At 69.4% G+C, this 13,570-nt stretch carries 15 protein-coding genes; 4 read left to right on the top strand and 11 right to left on the bottom strand.

All coding sequences use genetic code 11. The features are described 5' to 3' along the window. The first annotated feature begins 125 nt into the window (after positions 1 to 125). A complete protein-coding gene (locus AW272_RS03255; protein WP_066361216.1) occupies positions 126 to 365 on the top strand; it encodes a glutaredoxin family protein in 240 nt (79 codons plus the stop codon). Here AW272_RS03255 and AW272_RS03250 read toward each other — a convergent pair. Beyond that, entirely contained in the window at positions 355 to 1,956 is a 1,602-nt protein-coding gene (locus AW272_RS03250) for a putative quinol monooxygenase (protein ID WP_066360908.1), read from the bottom strand. The two genes, AW272_RS03255 and AW272_RS03250, sit on opposite strands and share 11 nt — an antisense overlap. Before the next feature lie 166 nt (positions 1,957 to 2,122). Here AW272_RS03250 and AW272_RS03245 point away from each other — a divergent pair, with 166 nt between their 5' ends. The 3 genes from AW272_RS03245 (at position 2,123) to AW272_RS03235 (ending at position 4,477) form a co-directional block, all read left to right on the top strand. Next, positions 2,123 to 2,758 carry a sigma-70 family RNA polymerase sigma factor gene (locus AW272_RS03245; RefSeq protein ID WP_066360906.1) on the top strand — a complete coding sequence of 212 codons (636 nt, stop codon included), beginning with the start codon at positions 2,123 to 2,125 and terminating at the stop codon, positions 2,756 to 2,758. A gap of 81 nt (positions 2,759 to 2,839) precedes the next feature. Beyond that, positions 2,840 to 3,529 carry a DUF5667 domain-containing protein gene (locus AW272_RS03240; protein WP_066360904.1) on the top strand — a complete coding sequence of 230 codons (690 nt, stop codon included), beginning with the start codon at positions 2,840 to 2,842 and terminating at the stop codon, positions 3,527 to 3,529. 57 nt (positions 3,530 to 3,586) lie between these two features. Beyond that, positions 3,587 to 4,477, top strand: coding sequence for an HAD family hydrolase (locus tag AW272_RS03235; RefSeq protein ID WP_066360902.1), 891 nt, complete (start codon positions 3,587 to 3,589; stop codon positions 4,475 to 4,477). On the opposite strand, the gene AW272_RS03230 is transcribed toward AW272_RS03235, so the two are convergent. The 10 genes from AW272_RS03230 to AW272_RS03190 all read right to left on the bottom strand — a co-directional run bounded on the left by AW272_RS03230 (position 4,474) and on the right by AW272_RS03190 (position 13,537). Beyond that, positions 4,474 to 5,295 (bottom strand): lysophospholipid acyltransferase family protein, encoded by an 822-nt coding sequence (locus AW272_RS03230; RefSeq protein WP_066360900.1) that lies wholly within the window; start codon positions 5,293 to 5,295, stop codon positions 4,474 to 4,476. The genes AW272_RS03235 and AW272_RS03230 overlap by 4 nt on opposite strands. A gap of 31 nt (positions 5,296 to 5,326) precedes the next feature. After that, on the bottom strand, positions 5,327 to 6,313 hold the full coding sequence (locus AW272_RS03225; protein ID WP_066360898.1) for an NAD-dependent epimerase/dehydratase family protein: 987 nt from the start codon (positions 6,311 to 6,313) through the stop codon (positions 5,327 to 5,329). Positions 6,314 to 6,353: 40 nt separating this feature from the next. Next, positions 6,354 to 6,452, bottom strand: a complete 99-nt coding sequence (locus AW272_RS40285; RefSeq protein ID WP_018654693.1) for a 30S ribosomal protein bS22 — start codon at positions 6,450 to 6,452, stop codon at positions 6,354 to 6,356. A gap of 138 nt (positions 6,453 to 6,590) precedes the next feature. Continuing rightward, positions 6,591 to 6,794 (bottom strand): helix-turn-helix domain-containing protein, encoded by a 204-nt coding sequence (locus tag AW272_RS03220; RefSeq protein ID WP_030456159.1) that lies wholly within the window; start codon positions 6,792 to 6,794, stop codon positions 6,591 to 6,593. A 303-nt stretch (positions 6,795 to 7,097) separates the two neighbouring features. After that, complete coding sequence (locus AW272_RS03215; protein ID WP_066360897.1) at positions 7,098 to 7,868, bottom strand: phosphatase; 771 nt, start codon at positions 7,866 to 7,868, stop codon at positions 7,098 to 7,100. Continuing rightward, positions 7,865 to 9,049: an acetoin utilization protein AcuC gene (locus AW272_RS03210; protein WP_066360895.1), complete on the bottom strand. Its 1,185-nt coding sequence runs from the start codon at positions 9,047 to 9,049 to the stop codon at positions 7,865 to 7,867. Before AW272_RS03210 ends, AW272_RS03215 begins: the two co-directional genes overlap by 4 nt. A 21-nt stretch (positions 9,050 to 9,070) precedes the next feature. Further along, positions 9,071 to 10,255, bottom strand: a complete 1,185-nt coding sequence (locus AW272_RS03205) for an ABC transporter permease (RefSeq protein WP_066360894.1) — start codon at positions 10,253 to 10,255, stop codon at positions 9,071 to 9,073. Beyond that, positions 10,252 to 10,932, bottom strand: a complete 681-nt coding sequence (locus tag AW272_RS03200) for an ABC transporter ATP-binding protein (RefSeq protein ID WP_066360891.1) — start codon at positions 10,930 to 10,932, stop codon at positions 10,252 to 10,254. Before AW272_RS03200 ends, AW272_RS03205 begins: the two co-directional genes overlap by 4 nt. After that, positions 10,929 to 12,242, bottom strand: a complete 1,314-nt coding sequence (locus AW272_RS03195; protein WP_169807478.1) for an efflux RND transporter periplasmic adaptor subunit — start codon at positions 12,240 to 12,242, stop codon at positions 10,929 to 10,931. The genes AW272_RS03200 and AW272_RS03195 overlap by 4 nt, the downstream gene beginning before the upstream one ends. A gap of 92 nt (positions 12,243 to 12,334) precedes the next feature. Then, on the bottom strand, positions 12,335 to 13,537 hold the full coding sequence (locus tag AW272_RS03190; protein ID WP_245657172.1) for an MFS transporter: 1,203 nt from the start codon (positions 13,535 to 13,537) through the stop codon (positions 12,335 to 12,337). Positions 13,538 to 13,570 lie beyond the last annotated feature (33 nt).

Below are 13,570 nucleotides of genomic sequence, written 5' to 3'. Positions count from 1 at the left end.
GGGCCGTCTTCCAGGTTAGTGCCTTTGTGAAGTAATGCACAAAGTCGAACGACCCCGTTGTCGTGCTCACTCCCAGGGTGTCAGGGATGTCCGCCGGTCCGGAATCCGGCCCGTACGGTAGGCGCATGGCTCACCGCATCACCCTGCTCGGCAAACCCGGCTGCCACCTGTGTGACGACGCCCGTGCGACCATCACGCGCGTCGCCGCCGAACTCGGCGTCGAATGGGACGAGCGCGACATCACCCAGGACCCCGCTGACCTGGAGAAATACTGGGAGATGATCCCCGTGACACTGATCGACGGGGTTCAGCACGACTATTGGCGGGTCGACGAGAACCGGCTGCGGGCCGCGCTCACAGCTTGAACGTGGTCGGCAGCGGCACGACCTTTGCCGCGTTGACGGTGAGTTCGATCACATTCGTGGCCAGCACCAGCGGCTGACGCTCGGTGGCGAACCGCTCCATGTGGGGCTGCCGCTGGTGGTCGAGGTAGGCGGTCTGGTCGCGGTAGAGCTCGTAGACCAGCCGCTGGAGCGGGGCCGACTTCACGCCGTGGGAGACGAACAGGAGCGTGTCGGGCTCGTTGCGGAGCACCTGCTCGACGGTGTCCTCCGCCAGCTTGTCGAAGGCGTCGCCGGCGCCGTCCATCAGGGTGAAGACGGTCAGCATGCCGTAGATGGTCGGCGAGGGCCGGACCGAACCGGTGGCGGGAGCCGGGACCTGTGGCATCTGGGGTGGCATCTGGGCCTGGACCTGGCCTGGGTAGAGCACTCCGGTGTTCGGCATCGCGAACTCGGTGGAGGCCGTCGGGGGCGGCAGCGGCATGCCGTATTCGGGGACCTGCTGGTTGTAGGCGTCGGCGGCCATCAGGGTGCCGGTCGCCGGGCCGCCGAAATCGGGGGGCAGCGGCGGCTGCTGGGGTGACTGGGGCTGCATGCGGGCGCCGTAGTCGAAACCGCCCTGCTGTTCGCCGGCCCGGTATTCGGCGACCAGATCGCCCAGCCCGGATCGGGTGGCGCCCGGTGGGATCGCCGGCTGCGGCCCGGTCGAGGGCATCGGGGGGCCACCCATCGGAGGGCTGCCCATGGGACTGGACATCGGGCTTCCCATCGGAGGGCTGCCCATGGGCCCGGTCATCGGGCTGGCCATCGGCTGTGGCGGCGGCATTCCGGCCACGCGGCGGCCGAGGCTCTGCTCCTGCCACATCGGCTGCTGCGGCTGCACCGGCATCGGGCCGCTGGGCGGGCCCTGCTGCTGCGGCGAAGGAGCCTGCGCCGCTTCCTCGTCGTCGTAGGGGGCGAGGGGGCGGCTGACGGCGTACCAGATGCCACCGGGGATGGCGGCCAGCAGCGTCGCGACGAAGATGCCCTGCACGGTGAAGAGCTGGGAGCCGATCACGGCCATGCCGATCGGGGCCAGCACGACGGTGGCGTTCATGTTGTCGGCGTCGTAGTCGTCGCCCGAGCGCATCCGCACCAGCGCCACGATCAACGCGACGAACAGGACCAGCAGGTCGAGGCCGTGGACGCCGCGCAGCAGCCACTCGGGCCAGATGTCCCAGTGGGTGGCGCCGATCGGCAGGGTCTTGGTGAAGCCGCTCAGCACCGGGTCGAGAGTCATGATGACCGCGCCCACGAAGCTGAGGCCACCGGCCAGCAGCCAGCCCCCGAGCCGCGCGGAACGTGACTCCGCGAGCAACTGGATCAGTCCACCGGCAAGCCACAGCGGCGCCAGCAGCGCGCCGCCGACCTGGAACACGCGGAAGGTCAGGGGGCCGAACCCGAGGAGGGTGCCGATGGCGATCGCACCGAGCCCGAGGCACACCGCGACCGTGGTGATCGCCCACGCGACGAGCCAGCCGGAGGACTCCTCACGGATCCGCCCGACGAGGACGCCTGTGGTGACCGCAGCGAGGATCGCCCCCGCGAACGCGATGACTGCGACAACGAGTTCCATGACGGACCAACTCTATGGCCTGTCCCTGTCGCCACGCCCAGCCAGCGAAGGTCGTCGGAAGCGTCCGTTACGGAAGGGATTACAGAGACGGCCCTCATTGTGTAATTTATGGGGGATTTCTAGAGTGGCGAGCACGCCGACTTCCCCTATCCCATGGGATATCCGGATGCTGAACAGTTGGTCGTTAGCCGGGCTGGCCCCTGCGGTCACCGCTGGAGCGTTGCAGCCCGCACCCGAGGCGGTCTCGCCTGAGTTCGACGAGATGCGCGTCCTCGTGCTGCGCGCCAAGACGGGCGACACCGAGGCCTTCGGGCAGCTTTACGACCGGTACGTCGATCTCGTCTACCGGTACGTCTTCTTCCGCGTGGGCTCCCACCCCCTCGCCGAGGACCTGACGAGTGACACCTTCCTGCGCGCGCTCCGCAACATCTCCGACTTCACCTGGCAGGGCCGCGACTTCGGGGCCTGGCTCGTGACGATCGCCCGCAACCTGATCACCGATCACTTCAAGTCGGGCCGCAGCCGCCTTGAGGTGTCCACCGCCGAGGTCCTCGACACCCCGCTCGACGGCCCCCACATCCCCGAGAACGCCGCGATCACCAACATGGTGAACGAGCACGTCATGCGCGCCGTCCAGCAGCTCGGCCCCGAACAGCAGGAGTGCGTGATCATGCGTTTCCTGTACGGGATGTCGCTCGCCGAGACCGCCGCGGCGATGGGCAAGAAGAGCGGCGCGATCAAAGCCCTCCAGTTCCGGGCCATCAAGGCGCTGGCCAGGACGCTCCCGAAAGATCTCAGTTGAGACACGCCCCGTAACCCCTCCGACGCAGCGTCGTTGGTCCATTCGCAGGGGTGGGTGGATCTTCGAGCGGGAGCTCTGGCGATGGGGTGGTGGCGTCTTTCGCGTGCCCGGCGTGCCGCGCGTGTCGCCGCCAGGCTGGGAGAGCTCGGCCACCATGCGGACAACCACGTCGGCAGCGGCCCCCGGGCCGAGTTCCGCGACGGGCTGCGGGCCGAGCTGCTGCGTACCCACCAGGAGGAACGCGCCGCCGCCCCGAAGCGTCCCGGCCCGGCCCACGCACGGCCGCGCATCCGGCGGATTCCGCTGCTGGTGCGGCTCCGCCCGTGGCTGACCCTCGGCGGGATGGTCGCGGCGACCGTGTCGATGGCCGCGCTGACCTACTCGACCGTGCCCGGTGAGCTGCTCTATCCGCTGAAGCGGGCGGCCGAGTCGACGCTGCTGACGCTCACCACGAGCGACGCCGAGCGGACCGACCGGCAGATGACGGTGGCCCGCTCGCGCGCCTCCGAGGCGGCCGAGTTGCTGAAGGCCGCCACGCCCGACAGCGAAGAGTTGCTCGGACAGACCCTGGAAGACATGGAGACCACCACGCGGGCCGCGCTGGAGAGGGTGAAACAGCCCACCAAGCCGCCCGCGAAGGTCCGCAGGTTCGCCCGGGATCAGAAGAAGGTCGTCGAGAAGATGGTGCCGAAGCTCGACGCCGAGAACCGCGAGATCGCGACGCAGTACCTGTCCCTCATCTCCGGCTACGCCGGCGTGGCGGCCAACTAGCGCTGTTCACGCGCGGGCAACCGGTCGATGGAACCCCAGCGGTTAAGCTCGGAGGCTATGAAGCGGCTACTGAGACGGCGGGAAGCAGCGGAACTCGCGGGTGAGGTGGCGGCCGCCGCCGCGATCCCGCTTCCCGTCGCGAGCGCCGAGCCCGATCTGACCGCCGCCGCCTTCTTCGACGTCGACAACACGATGGTCCGCGGGGCATCGATCTACCACTTCGCGCGTGGCCTGGCCGCGCGCGGCCTGTTCACCACCGGCGACCTGGTCAAGTTCGCGGTCGGTCAGGCGATGTTCCGGGTCCGGGGCAACGAGAACCCCGACCACGTCGCCAAGGCCAAGGAGATGGCGCTGGCGTTCGTCGCCGGGCTGAAAGTCGACGAGGTCGTCCTGCTCGGCGAGGAGATCTACGACGAGGTGATGGCCGACCGCATCTGGTCGGGCACCCGCGCGCTGGCCCAGGCCCACCTCGACGCCGGTCAGCGGGTGTGGCTGGTCACCGCGACCCCGGTGGAGCTCGCCCACGTCATCGCCCGCCGCCTCGGCCTGACGGGCGCCCTCGGCACCGTGTCGGAGACGGAGGACGGCGCCTACACCGGCCATCTGGTGGGTGATTTACTGCACGGCCCGGCCAAGGCGGAGGCCGTCAGGGCGCTGGCCCGGCGCGAGGGGCTCGACCTGACCCGCTGCTCGGCCTACAGCGACTCGGCCAACGACCTGCCCATGCTGTCGCTGGTCGGCCACCCCTACGCCATCAACCCCGACGCCGAACTGCGCGAACACGCCCGGCAGCGCGGCTGGCAGGTACGTGACTTCCGCACCACCCGCAAGGCGACCATGATCGGACTGCCCATCGCGGCCACGGCGGGCGCTGTGGCCGGCGGTGTGGCGGCGGGCGTCGCGCTGCGGCGCCTCTACAAACTGCGGCGCCTCTACAAAAAGGGCTAAAGGAAGAACGCCGGTCCGCGTCGCAGGCGCAGCGCGTTGAGCGAGCGCTGGATCGTCTCCCGCACCTGGTCGGTGAGCTCGAAGACGACCATCGGGTCGTCGGCCTCTTCGGGGTCGACCTCGTCGGCCCTGATCGGCTCGCCGAACTCGATCAGCCACTTCGACGGCAGCGGCACCAGCCCGAGCGCCCCAAACCAGGGGAACAGCGGGGTCATCGGCAGGTAGGGCAGGCCGAGCAGGCGGGCCAGCAACGGCAGATCGCCGATCTTCGGATAGATCTCCTCGGCGCCGACGATCGAGCACGGCACGATCGGCACCCCGGCCCTGATCGCGGAGGCGACGAACCCGCCCCGGCCGAACCGCTGAAGCTTGTAGCGCTCGGCCCAGGGCTTGCCGATGCCCTTGAACCCTTCGGGGAAGACCCCGACGAGCTCGCCCTTGCGCAGCAGCCGGTCGGCGTCTTCCTTGCAGGCCAGCGTGTGGCCGGTCTTGCGGGACAGATGGCCCAGCACCGGCAGGCGGTAGACGAGGTCGGCGCCGAGCAGCCGGACCGCCCGCCCGGCCTCGTCGTGCAGGGCGACCTGCAACATCAGGGCGTCGATGGGCAGCGTGCCCGAGTGGTTGGCGACCACGAGAGCGCCCTCGGGCGGCAGGTTGTGCAGGCCGATCGTCTCGACCCGGAACCAGTGGCGGTAGAGCGGACGCAGCAGTTCGAGCAGCACCTTGTCGTTGAGCTCGGCGTCATAGCCGAACTCGTCGACCTCGTAGCGCCCGGAGAGGCGGCGGGCGGCGAAGCTGAGAATCTCCTCGGCGGTCACGACACGCCCCGATCAAGACCAGCCAGGCTGATCATCGTACCGACCTGCCCAATCGTGTCTGGAGGAAGTCGTCGAACGCCGACGCCGTGGTGAATTTCGGCGCCCAGCCGAGCTCGTGGCCCAGTTTGGCGGAGTCGACCACCCGCCCGTGGCTCATCAGGGCCAGCTGTTCGGGGGTGAAGTCCATCCGGCCGAGAGCGCGGGCGCCCTCGCCCAGGAATCGGAACGCGGGTGACGGCACCGGCAGCCAGAACCGGCCCGCTCGCCGCAGGCACTGCGAGAGCAGGAGCACGCCGTCGCCGGCGACGTTGAAGACGCCGGGATGATCGTCGAGCGCGACCCGCCGGAGCAGCTCGACCCCGTCGTCCTCGTGGATGAACTGGAGGCGGGGGTCGAAGCCGAGCACCGTCGGCAGGATCGGCGACTGGAAGTAGCGCGTCAGCGGGGAGTCGACCCTGGGCCCGATGAAGTTCGCGAACCGCAGAGTCGTGGTCACCACGTCGGGCCGCCGCCGGGAATAGCCGCGGACATAGCCCTCGACCTCGGACGCGTCCTTGCCGTAGCCGGTGTGGGGGACCTCCACCGGCTCGCTGTCTTCGGTGAAGACGGCGGGGTCGGTGGGTGAGGAGCCGTAGACGGCAGTGGTGGAACGCACGACGACCCGCCGCACGGTCTCAGAGCGCTGGCACGCGGCGAGCAGCTGCATCGTGCCGATGACGTTGTGCTCTTTCATCGCCGGGCGGCTGCCGCCCGGCCCGCTCATCAGGCTCATGTGGACGACCGTGTCGATGTCGGCCGCCGCGATGACCTGGGCGATGTCAGGACTGCGCAGGTCGACGCGGACGAACTCGACTCGGCCCAAGGGATCGGATGGGGCGCCGCCATCGCGTACGAGTGACGCCGGCGGCACCGTGTCGACCCCGATGACCCGGCTGACGGCCGGGTCGGCTGCGAGGACGCTCGCCAACCGAGCGCCGATGTGCCGCGATATCCCGGTGACCAGGACTGTCCGGGTCACGGGACTCATAGACTCTTCCCTCGCAGGGACCGCGGGTGGGCTACTTCTTGTTACGCCGCTGGATGCGGGTCTTCTTGAGCAGCTTGCGGTGCTTCTTCTTGGCCATGCGCTTACGGCGCTTCTTGATCACAGAGCCCACGGGACCCCCAGGTGAAGGTAACAGTCGTACCGGTGCGCGAGCGCACACCGGCACAACAGCCTACCGGCGATCCACGGTTGATCGTTCCCCCGGGGGGACCCGCGTGGCCCTTGGTGTTGCTAATCGCTAGTCGTCACTTCATCCAGCCTCGATGAAAGCGTCCCTCAGATAGTCGTGCACCGCCTGTTCGGGCACTCTGAAGGACCGGCCTACCCTGATGGCCGGCAACTCGCCCGAGTGCACGAGCCGGTACACCGTCATCTTGGACACCCGCATGACGGTGGCCACTTCTGCCACCGTCAGGAACTTCACCTCGCTGAGAGGTCTTTCGCCTGCACCCATCGGACGCCTCTTCCGCACGTGTATCCGGGTTATCCCCACTGGTGCCATTGCTCACGCACGTGTACTGCTGTCAGCGTAAGTCGGGACTTCACGGAGGCAAACCCCCCATTTCATCAGCCCTCGGGGAATCTTGCCCACGAAACCACGAAAAACGCTGGCCAGCAGCCGGACCGTGCCCCTCGCCTTGATCTTGGAACGGACCAACTTCTCTCACATTAGAGTCGCCCAGGATCACCAAAAAGTTGGCAACCGGTCGACACACTGGTGCAAAAGCGGGCGCGTAATCCCACAAATGGGACGCCCTTAAAGGCCAGCGGCGACCCTGCGGAGCAGGTGGTCGGTCAACGGTCCGTAATACCGAGGGAGCACATTGTCATCCAGCGGGACGGTCACCGCGATCTTCCCCTCGGCTTCTCCCACGAAAAGGGCGGGATCGTTGCAGTCGGCGAACCCGACCGTCTCGATGCCGGCCTCTCCGGCCCCGCCCGCCCAGCCGTGGTCGGCGATGACGAAATCCGGTCTTTCCTCTTCGAGCATCCTGCGCATCGGAGCGGAGTCGTGCGTGTGCACAAGGGCACCGCCGTCGTCGAGAAGCGCGACGTCGTCGATGTAGCGGATCGCGCGCCGGCGGCCGAACGAACCGGGAAGGTACGTCCACCCTTCCGCCGGAGTAAGGAGAGTAGCCCCCTGAGTCACGACGAAACGAGCGATAGCCATGTGAACGACCATCAGCCCGGTCGGATGCCCGGTAGCGATGATCATCTTCGGGTTCGGCTTCCGCAGCGCCGCCGCGATCCGGTCGCCCATCGCCTCCAGAGCCGTCAGGGTCCGCTCGGGATCGATCGTGTCCTGGCCGGAGCGGTGGCCGGGATCGGCCACCACGCCCGCCGATTTGGCCATCAGGTCGAGCACGTCGCGGTAGGCCCAGGCGCCCTCGAAGGTCAGCCCGAACATGTAGTGGGGGTCACGCACCGCGAGCGACCGGTAGTGGTCGAGGTTGTTCTCGCGGCTCGTGGCCACGTCACCGGCGATGCGGGTGCGGACGAGGTGGTCGATGAGCTCTTCGCGCGTCATGGCAGGGGATCCAGACCGTGGTAGGGGAAGACCGCGTTCCGGGTGGCCATAATCGCGCGGTCGATCGGATCGGCCGGGTCGTAACCCTCCGAAATGGGCCGGTATTCAGGGGTGCGCCCGTCGGTCATCGTGAGCGGCGGCATTTCCCCGGTCCGCTCACGGACGTACGCACGCCACGCCTCGGGCGTCGCGGTGCCGGGCTCGACGGGGGCGCCCGCGGCCTCGGCGATCAGGTGGGTCCAGGCCCTCGGCACGACCTGGACGAGCTCGTATCCCCCGCCACCGGTGGCCAGCCACCGCCCACCGGCCGTCTCGTGGGCGAGTGTGTGAAGTTCTCGGTACGCCGTCCGCTGACCGTCCAGAGACAGCATCAGATGGGCCAGGGGATCGAGGGCGTGGGAGTCGCAGCCGTGCTGGGTAACCAGGAAGTCGGGCGCGAACTCGCGCAGCAGCGGCGGCACCACCGCGTGGAAGGCCCGCAGCCAGCCCGAGTCGCCGCAGCCGGCCGGGAGCGGCACGTTGACCGCGGTCCCCTCGGCACCGGTCTCCTCGGCGAAGCCGGTGCCGGGGAACAGGGTGCGCGGCGACTCGTGGAGGCTGATCGTCAGCACCCGGGGGTCGTCGAAGAACATCGCCTGCACCCCGTCGCCGTGGTGGACGTCGACGTCGACGTAGGCGACCTTCTCGACGCCCTGGGCGAGCAGCCAGGCAATGGCGACGGCCGGGTCGTTGTAGACGCAGAAGCCGCTGGCCGTCGCGGGCATGGCGTGGTGAAGGCCCCCGGCGATGTTCAGGGCGTGCACGGCCCCGCCCTGGTGAACCTGCTTCACGCCCTCCAACGTGGCCCCGGCGATCAGCGCGGAGGCCTCGTGGACGCCGACGAAGGCCGGGTTGTCGCTGGTGCCCAGGCCCGCCCGCAGGTCGGGACGGCCGTGCTCGGAGACCCGCTTGACCGCCTCGATGTAGTCGCGCTTGTGCACGCTCGCGAGATCGTCGTCGGTGGCGGGCACGCAGGGCACGATCTCGACCGTGTCGAGCACGCCGAGCTCCCGGGCCAGCGCCATGGTCAGCTCGACCCGCACCGGCGCGAGAGGATGGTGAGGACCGAAGTCATACGACGTCAGGGCGTCGTCCCAGACGACCCGCACGGGTCCGCAGGCGCCACGCGAGAAGTCGTTCATAGCCAGCAAATTACCGCACGGTCACTCGGATCGAAGCGCCACCACCGGGTCGAGCCTCCCTGCGCGGCGGGCCGGGGCCACCCCGAAGAAGACGCCGACGACGACCGAGACGCCGAAGGCCAGCAAGATCGACCAGAGCGTGATCGAGGCGGGGACCGGGGAGAGCGCCTCGATCAGCAGGGAGCCGCCTACGCCCAGGGCGATGCCGATCAGGCCGCCGATCGTGGTGAGGAGCACGGCCTCGATGAGGAACTGGCCGAGGACGTCCCGCTGGCGGGCGCCCAGTGCCTTGCGCAGGCCGATCTCCTTGGTTCGCTCCCTGACGCTGACCAGCATGATGTTCGAGACGCCGACGCCACCGACCAGCAGCGAGATGCCCGCGATGGCGGCCAGCACGCCGGTCAGCATGCCGAGGACGGTGCCGATCGTGCCGAGGAGCTGGGTCTGGGTGACGGCGGAGAACTTCTCACCGGGGTAGCGGGCGACCAGGGCGTCCACGACCTTCTTCCCGAGGGAGTCGATCACGTCGGGGCCGGAGGCGCCGATCGCGATGCCGTTGACGCGCTGGACGCCGAGGAGCCGCTGGGCCGTGGTGACCGGGATGTGCACCTCCCGGTCGCGCGCGACTCCGAAGGTGGCGCCGACCTTGTCGTACACGCCGACGACCCGGAACCGCACCCCGGCGATCGTGGCCTGCCTGCCCACCGGGTCGAGGTCGCCGAAGAGCTGGCCGGAGACCTCCGAGCCGAGGACGGCGACCCGGCGGCGGGTGTCGATGTCGCTCTCGGTGAGGTAGCGGCCTCTCTTCAGCGGGCGGTCGAAGACGTTGGGGATGTTCTCGTCGGTGCCGACGATCGTCACGAACGCCTCGTTGCGGCCGACCCGCATGCTCTCCCCCGACTGGACCGAGACGGTGACCTGGCCGGGGTCGCCGACCACCCGGCGGACGTAGGCGACGTCGGCGAGGTCGAGGCGGCTCTGGGTGGGGGCGGCCTGGAAGTTCAGCTGGCCGGGGACGACCAGGATGATGTTGGAGCCGAGGCCGGAGATCTCGTCTTCGATGGCGTCTTTGGCGCCGGTGCCGATCGCGACCAGGATCACCACCGCCGAGACGCCGATGATCACGCCGAGCATGGTGAGGGCGCTGCGCAGCCGGTTGACCCGCAGCGCTTCGAGGGCCATCCGGAACGCCTCGGCGGTCCTCACGCGACATCCCGCTCGATCAGCCCGTCGCGGACGTGGATCTGCCTGCGGGCCCGGACCGCGACCTCGGGTTCGTGGGTGACCAGCACGATCGCCACGCCCTGGTCGGCGTTGAGGCGTTCGAGCAGGCCCATGACCTCGTCGCCGTTGCGGGTGTCGAGGTTGCCGGTCGGTTCGTCGGCCAGGACGACCTGGGGATCGCCGACGAGCGCGCGGGCGATGGCGACCCGCTGCTGCTCCCCGCCGGACATCTGGGAGGGACGGTGGTCGAGCCGGTGAGCCAGGCCGACGGCTGTCAAAGCTTCACGAGCTTTCGCCCGTCTCTCAGCCTTCGCGACGCCCCGATAGACCAGCGGCAGAGCCACGTTGTCCAGGGCCGAGGTGCGGGCGAGCAGGTGGAACGACTGGAAGACGAAGCCGATCATCCGGTTGCGCAGCTCGGCCAGCTGCGTGTCGTCGAGGGTCGAGACGTCGACGCCGCCCACTTTCAGCACACCCGAGGTCGGCCGGTCGAGGCAGCCGAGCAGGTGCATGAGGGTGGATTTCCCCGACCCCGACGGGCCGATGATCGCGGCGAACTCGCCGTCGCCGATGGTCAGGTCGACGCCGCGCAGCGCGTCCACGGTCACGCCTTCGAGTTGGTACGACCTGGTCAGCCCCGCCGCTTCGAACGCGGTCACCGGATCTCCTGGCCCTGCCGCACGCCGTCGGCCCCTCGGGTGATGACCTGATCGCCGACGTTCACCCCGTCGACGACCTCGACGAAGGCGTCCCCTTCCGCTCCGAGCTTGACGGTCCGGCGTTCGGCCTTCCCGCCGACAACGGCCCAGACGACCGTGTCGCGCCCGCTGGTCACCACGGCGGCGGCCGGGACCGCGACGGCCTCGGGCGACTCCTTGACGATCATGCGGACCACGGCGCTCATGCCGGGTTTGGGGTCGGGCGCCTCGGAGCCGTCGTCGAAACGGCCGTCTGCGAGCTGAAGGCGTACCGGATAACTGACACCGCCCGTCGCGCCCTCCTGGGGCGTGACCCCCACTCCGGTGACCTCGGCGTCGTAGACCGCGCCGGGAACGGCGTCGAACTCGACCTCGGCCCTGGTCCCCTTCTCCACGAGCAGGACGTCGGTCTCGTCGACGTCGGCCCGCAGGCTCAGCTCGGAGACGTCGGTGACGGTCAGCAGGGCCGCGCCCTGGGAGACCGGGACGCCCTCCGCGATCGTCCCCGCCGAACTCCCCGTCGACTGGGCGGGGATCCCGCCACCGGACACCAGATCAGACAGATCGGGCAACGACGGCGCGGCCGAGCCACCGCCGCCGAGCGTGACGACCCCGCTGAACGGCGCCTTGACCGTGAGCCCCTTGACCGTGTCCTCAGCGGCCTTCACCGCCGCCCGCGTCTGACTGCGGGAGGCGGCCTGCAATGAGGTCATGGACGACGAGAGCCCGCTCATCCCCGCCCCGAGCTGCCCCGTGAACGAGGTCAGGGTCCGATTGAGCCCACTCACGATCCCGTTCAGCGCCCTCTGCTGGGATCGGTGCTGCTCTTCGGCCAGCGCGATGGCCGACAGCAACTGCCTGCGGATCGCCTTGTCCGCGACCTCGCGGGCCGCCGCGCGCGCTTTCGCGAACGATTTCCGTACGTGTACGTCAAGCCCCGAAGGCAGGGTCAGCGACGGCACCCGCGGCGCTCCCCCGAACGAGACCGGCTTCGCCGCCTGCTTGTCGGCCTTCTTGGCCTCTTTGAGCCGGGCCCGCGCCTGCGGCGCACCGATGCGGACGAGGATCTCGCCCTTCTTCACGGTGTCGCCGTCGGAGACGTAGAGCTTGACGACCGTCCCGGCGGCGGGCGAGGTCAGGCTGGCGGTGGCCCGCGCCCCGACGGTCGCCGGGGCCTCCACCACCTCGCTGACAGGGGCCCGTGCCACGGCAGCGGTCTGGACGAGGGGCGCCTCCTCAGCCGTACAGGCCGGTAAGAGCAGAAGCGCCAACAGGGGGATACCACGCCGGATCACCACAACCGCCCATCGTAAAGGGCGGGTCATCCGGTCGTGCGGACACGTTCACCGCAGAGCGGAGGGCGTCAACGACCCACCGCGCGCAGGTTCCTGACCGGGCGGATGGCCAGCAGCACGCCGATCCCGGCCAACCCGACGACGAAGCCCGCCAGCAGGACGTTCCGGGGGCCGATGGCCTCGCCGACGATGGGGCCGAGCGACTGGCCGATGGGGATGCTCAGCACCGAGCCGGCCACCTCGTAGGCGGTCACCCGGTTGAGGACCTCGCCCGGGACCTGGGTCTGGACACTGGTCGCCCACATCACCGACCAGAAGGCCCAGGCCGCGCCCGCGAGGGTGAAGCCGACGACGATCACCGGGACCGGCGCGGCCAGGGCGACCACGAGGGGCATGGCCATGAAGGCGATCATCGCGATCGCACCCGAGAACAGCGGCCGGACCGGCCGGTATCGCAGGGCCACGAGTCCTCCGACGATGCTGCCGAGGCCCTCGCCCGTGATGGCCAGGACATAGGCCGCCGGCCCGCCGTCACCCTCGGAGATGACCTGGGCGCCCACCGGCCACATCGGGCCGAACAGGACGATCCCGTAGACAGCCCAGACGAGGATGACCGACCACATCCACGTACGGGACCGGAACTCCGCCCAGCCCTCCCGCAGATCGCTGATCAGGGAGGTCGCCGCGGCCTTCGTCAGCTTCACCCGCATGGCGATCAGGCACAGGCCGCTGATCAGGAACGTTCCGGCGTTGATGGCGTACACGAACCCTGGCCCCCCGAGCAGCACGATCGCCCCCGCGATCCCGGGGCCGATCAGCCTGGCCACCGCGTCGGCGACCCGCAGGACCGCGTTGGCGCGCTGGGGGTCGGCGGCGATCTGCGGGATCATGCTGTTCACGCCGGGCTGGAAGAGCGCCGCCCCGAGGCCGCTCAGGAACGACATGGTGACCAGGAGCCAGAGCGCGGGCTGCCCGATGAAGAAGGTCACCGCGATGACCGACTGGGTGCCGACGCGCAGGACGTCCGCGAAGATCATCATCCGCCGGGCCGTGAACCAGTCGGCCAGCACCCCGCCGAACAGAACGAGGCCGCCGAAGGCCGCCATCCAGGCCGCCAGCACGATGCCGACCCCGACGGGGCCGTAGATGCCGAGGACGCCGAGCGTCACCGCCACCGGCAACATCGCGTCACCCATGAGGGCGATGGCCCGGCCGACGAAGTAGAGGGAGAAGTCACGCGTCCACAGGCGCGCCGGGGAGAGTACGACCACTCGCCCCAGCCTATAAGGAAAGCTTCCTAACCA

It is taken from the genome of Herbidospora mongoliensis, assembly GCF_001570545.1.
GTDB lineage: Bacteria > Actinomycetota > Actinomycetes > Streptosporangiales > Streptosporangiaceae > Herbidospora > Herbidospora mongoliensis.
The sequence above is the reverse complement of the archived record's forward strand: the minus strand, read 5'-3'. Positions and strand labels throughout refer to the sequence as shown.

Excerpts from the sequence above, each read along its gene's own strand:
- AW272_RS03220 (WP_030456159.1), bottom strand. The coding sequence starts at position 6,794 with ATGGGTGCAGGCGAAAGACCTCTCAGCGAGGTGAAGTTCCTGACGGTG.
- AW272_RS03235 (WP_066360902.1), top strand. The coding sequence starts at position 3,587 with ATGAAGCGGCTACTGAGACGGCGGGAAGCAGCGGAACTCGCGGGTGAG.
- AW272_RS03215 (WP_066360897.1), bottom strand. The coding sequence starts at position 7,868 with ATGACGCGCGAAGAGCTCATCGACCACCTCGTCCGCACCCGCATCGCC.
- AW272_RS03240 (WP_066360904.1), top strand. The coding sequence starts at position 2,840 with ATGGGGTGGTGGCGTCTTTCGCGTGCCCGGCGTGCCGCGCGTGTCGCC.
- AW272_RS03250 (WP_066360908.1), bottom strand. The coding sequence starts at position 1,956 with ATGGAACTCGTTGTCGCAGTCATCGCGTTCGCGGGGGCGATCCTCGCT.
- AW272_RS03245 (WP_066360906.1), top strand. The coding sequence starts at position 2,123 with ATGCTGAACAGTTGGTCGTTAGCCGGGCTGGCCCCTGCGGTCACCGCT.
- AW272_RS03210 (WP_066360895.1), bottom strand. The coding sequence starts at position 9,049 with ATGAACGACTTCTCGCGTGGCGCCTGCGGACCCGTGCGGGTCGTCTGG.
- AW272_RS03255 (WP_066361216.1), top strand. The coding sequence starts at position 126 with ATGGCTCACCGCATCACCCTGCTCGGCAAACCCGGCTGCCACCTGTGT.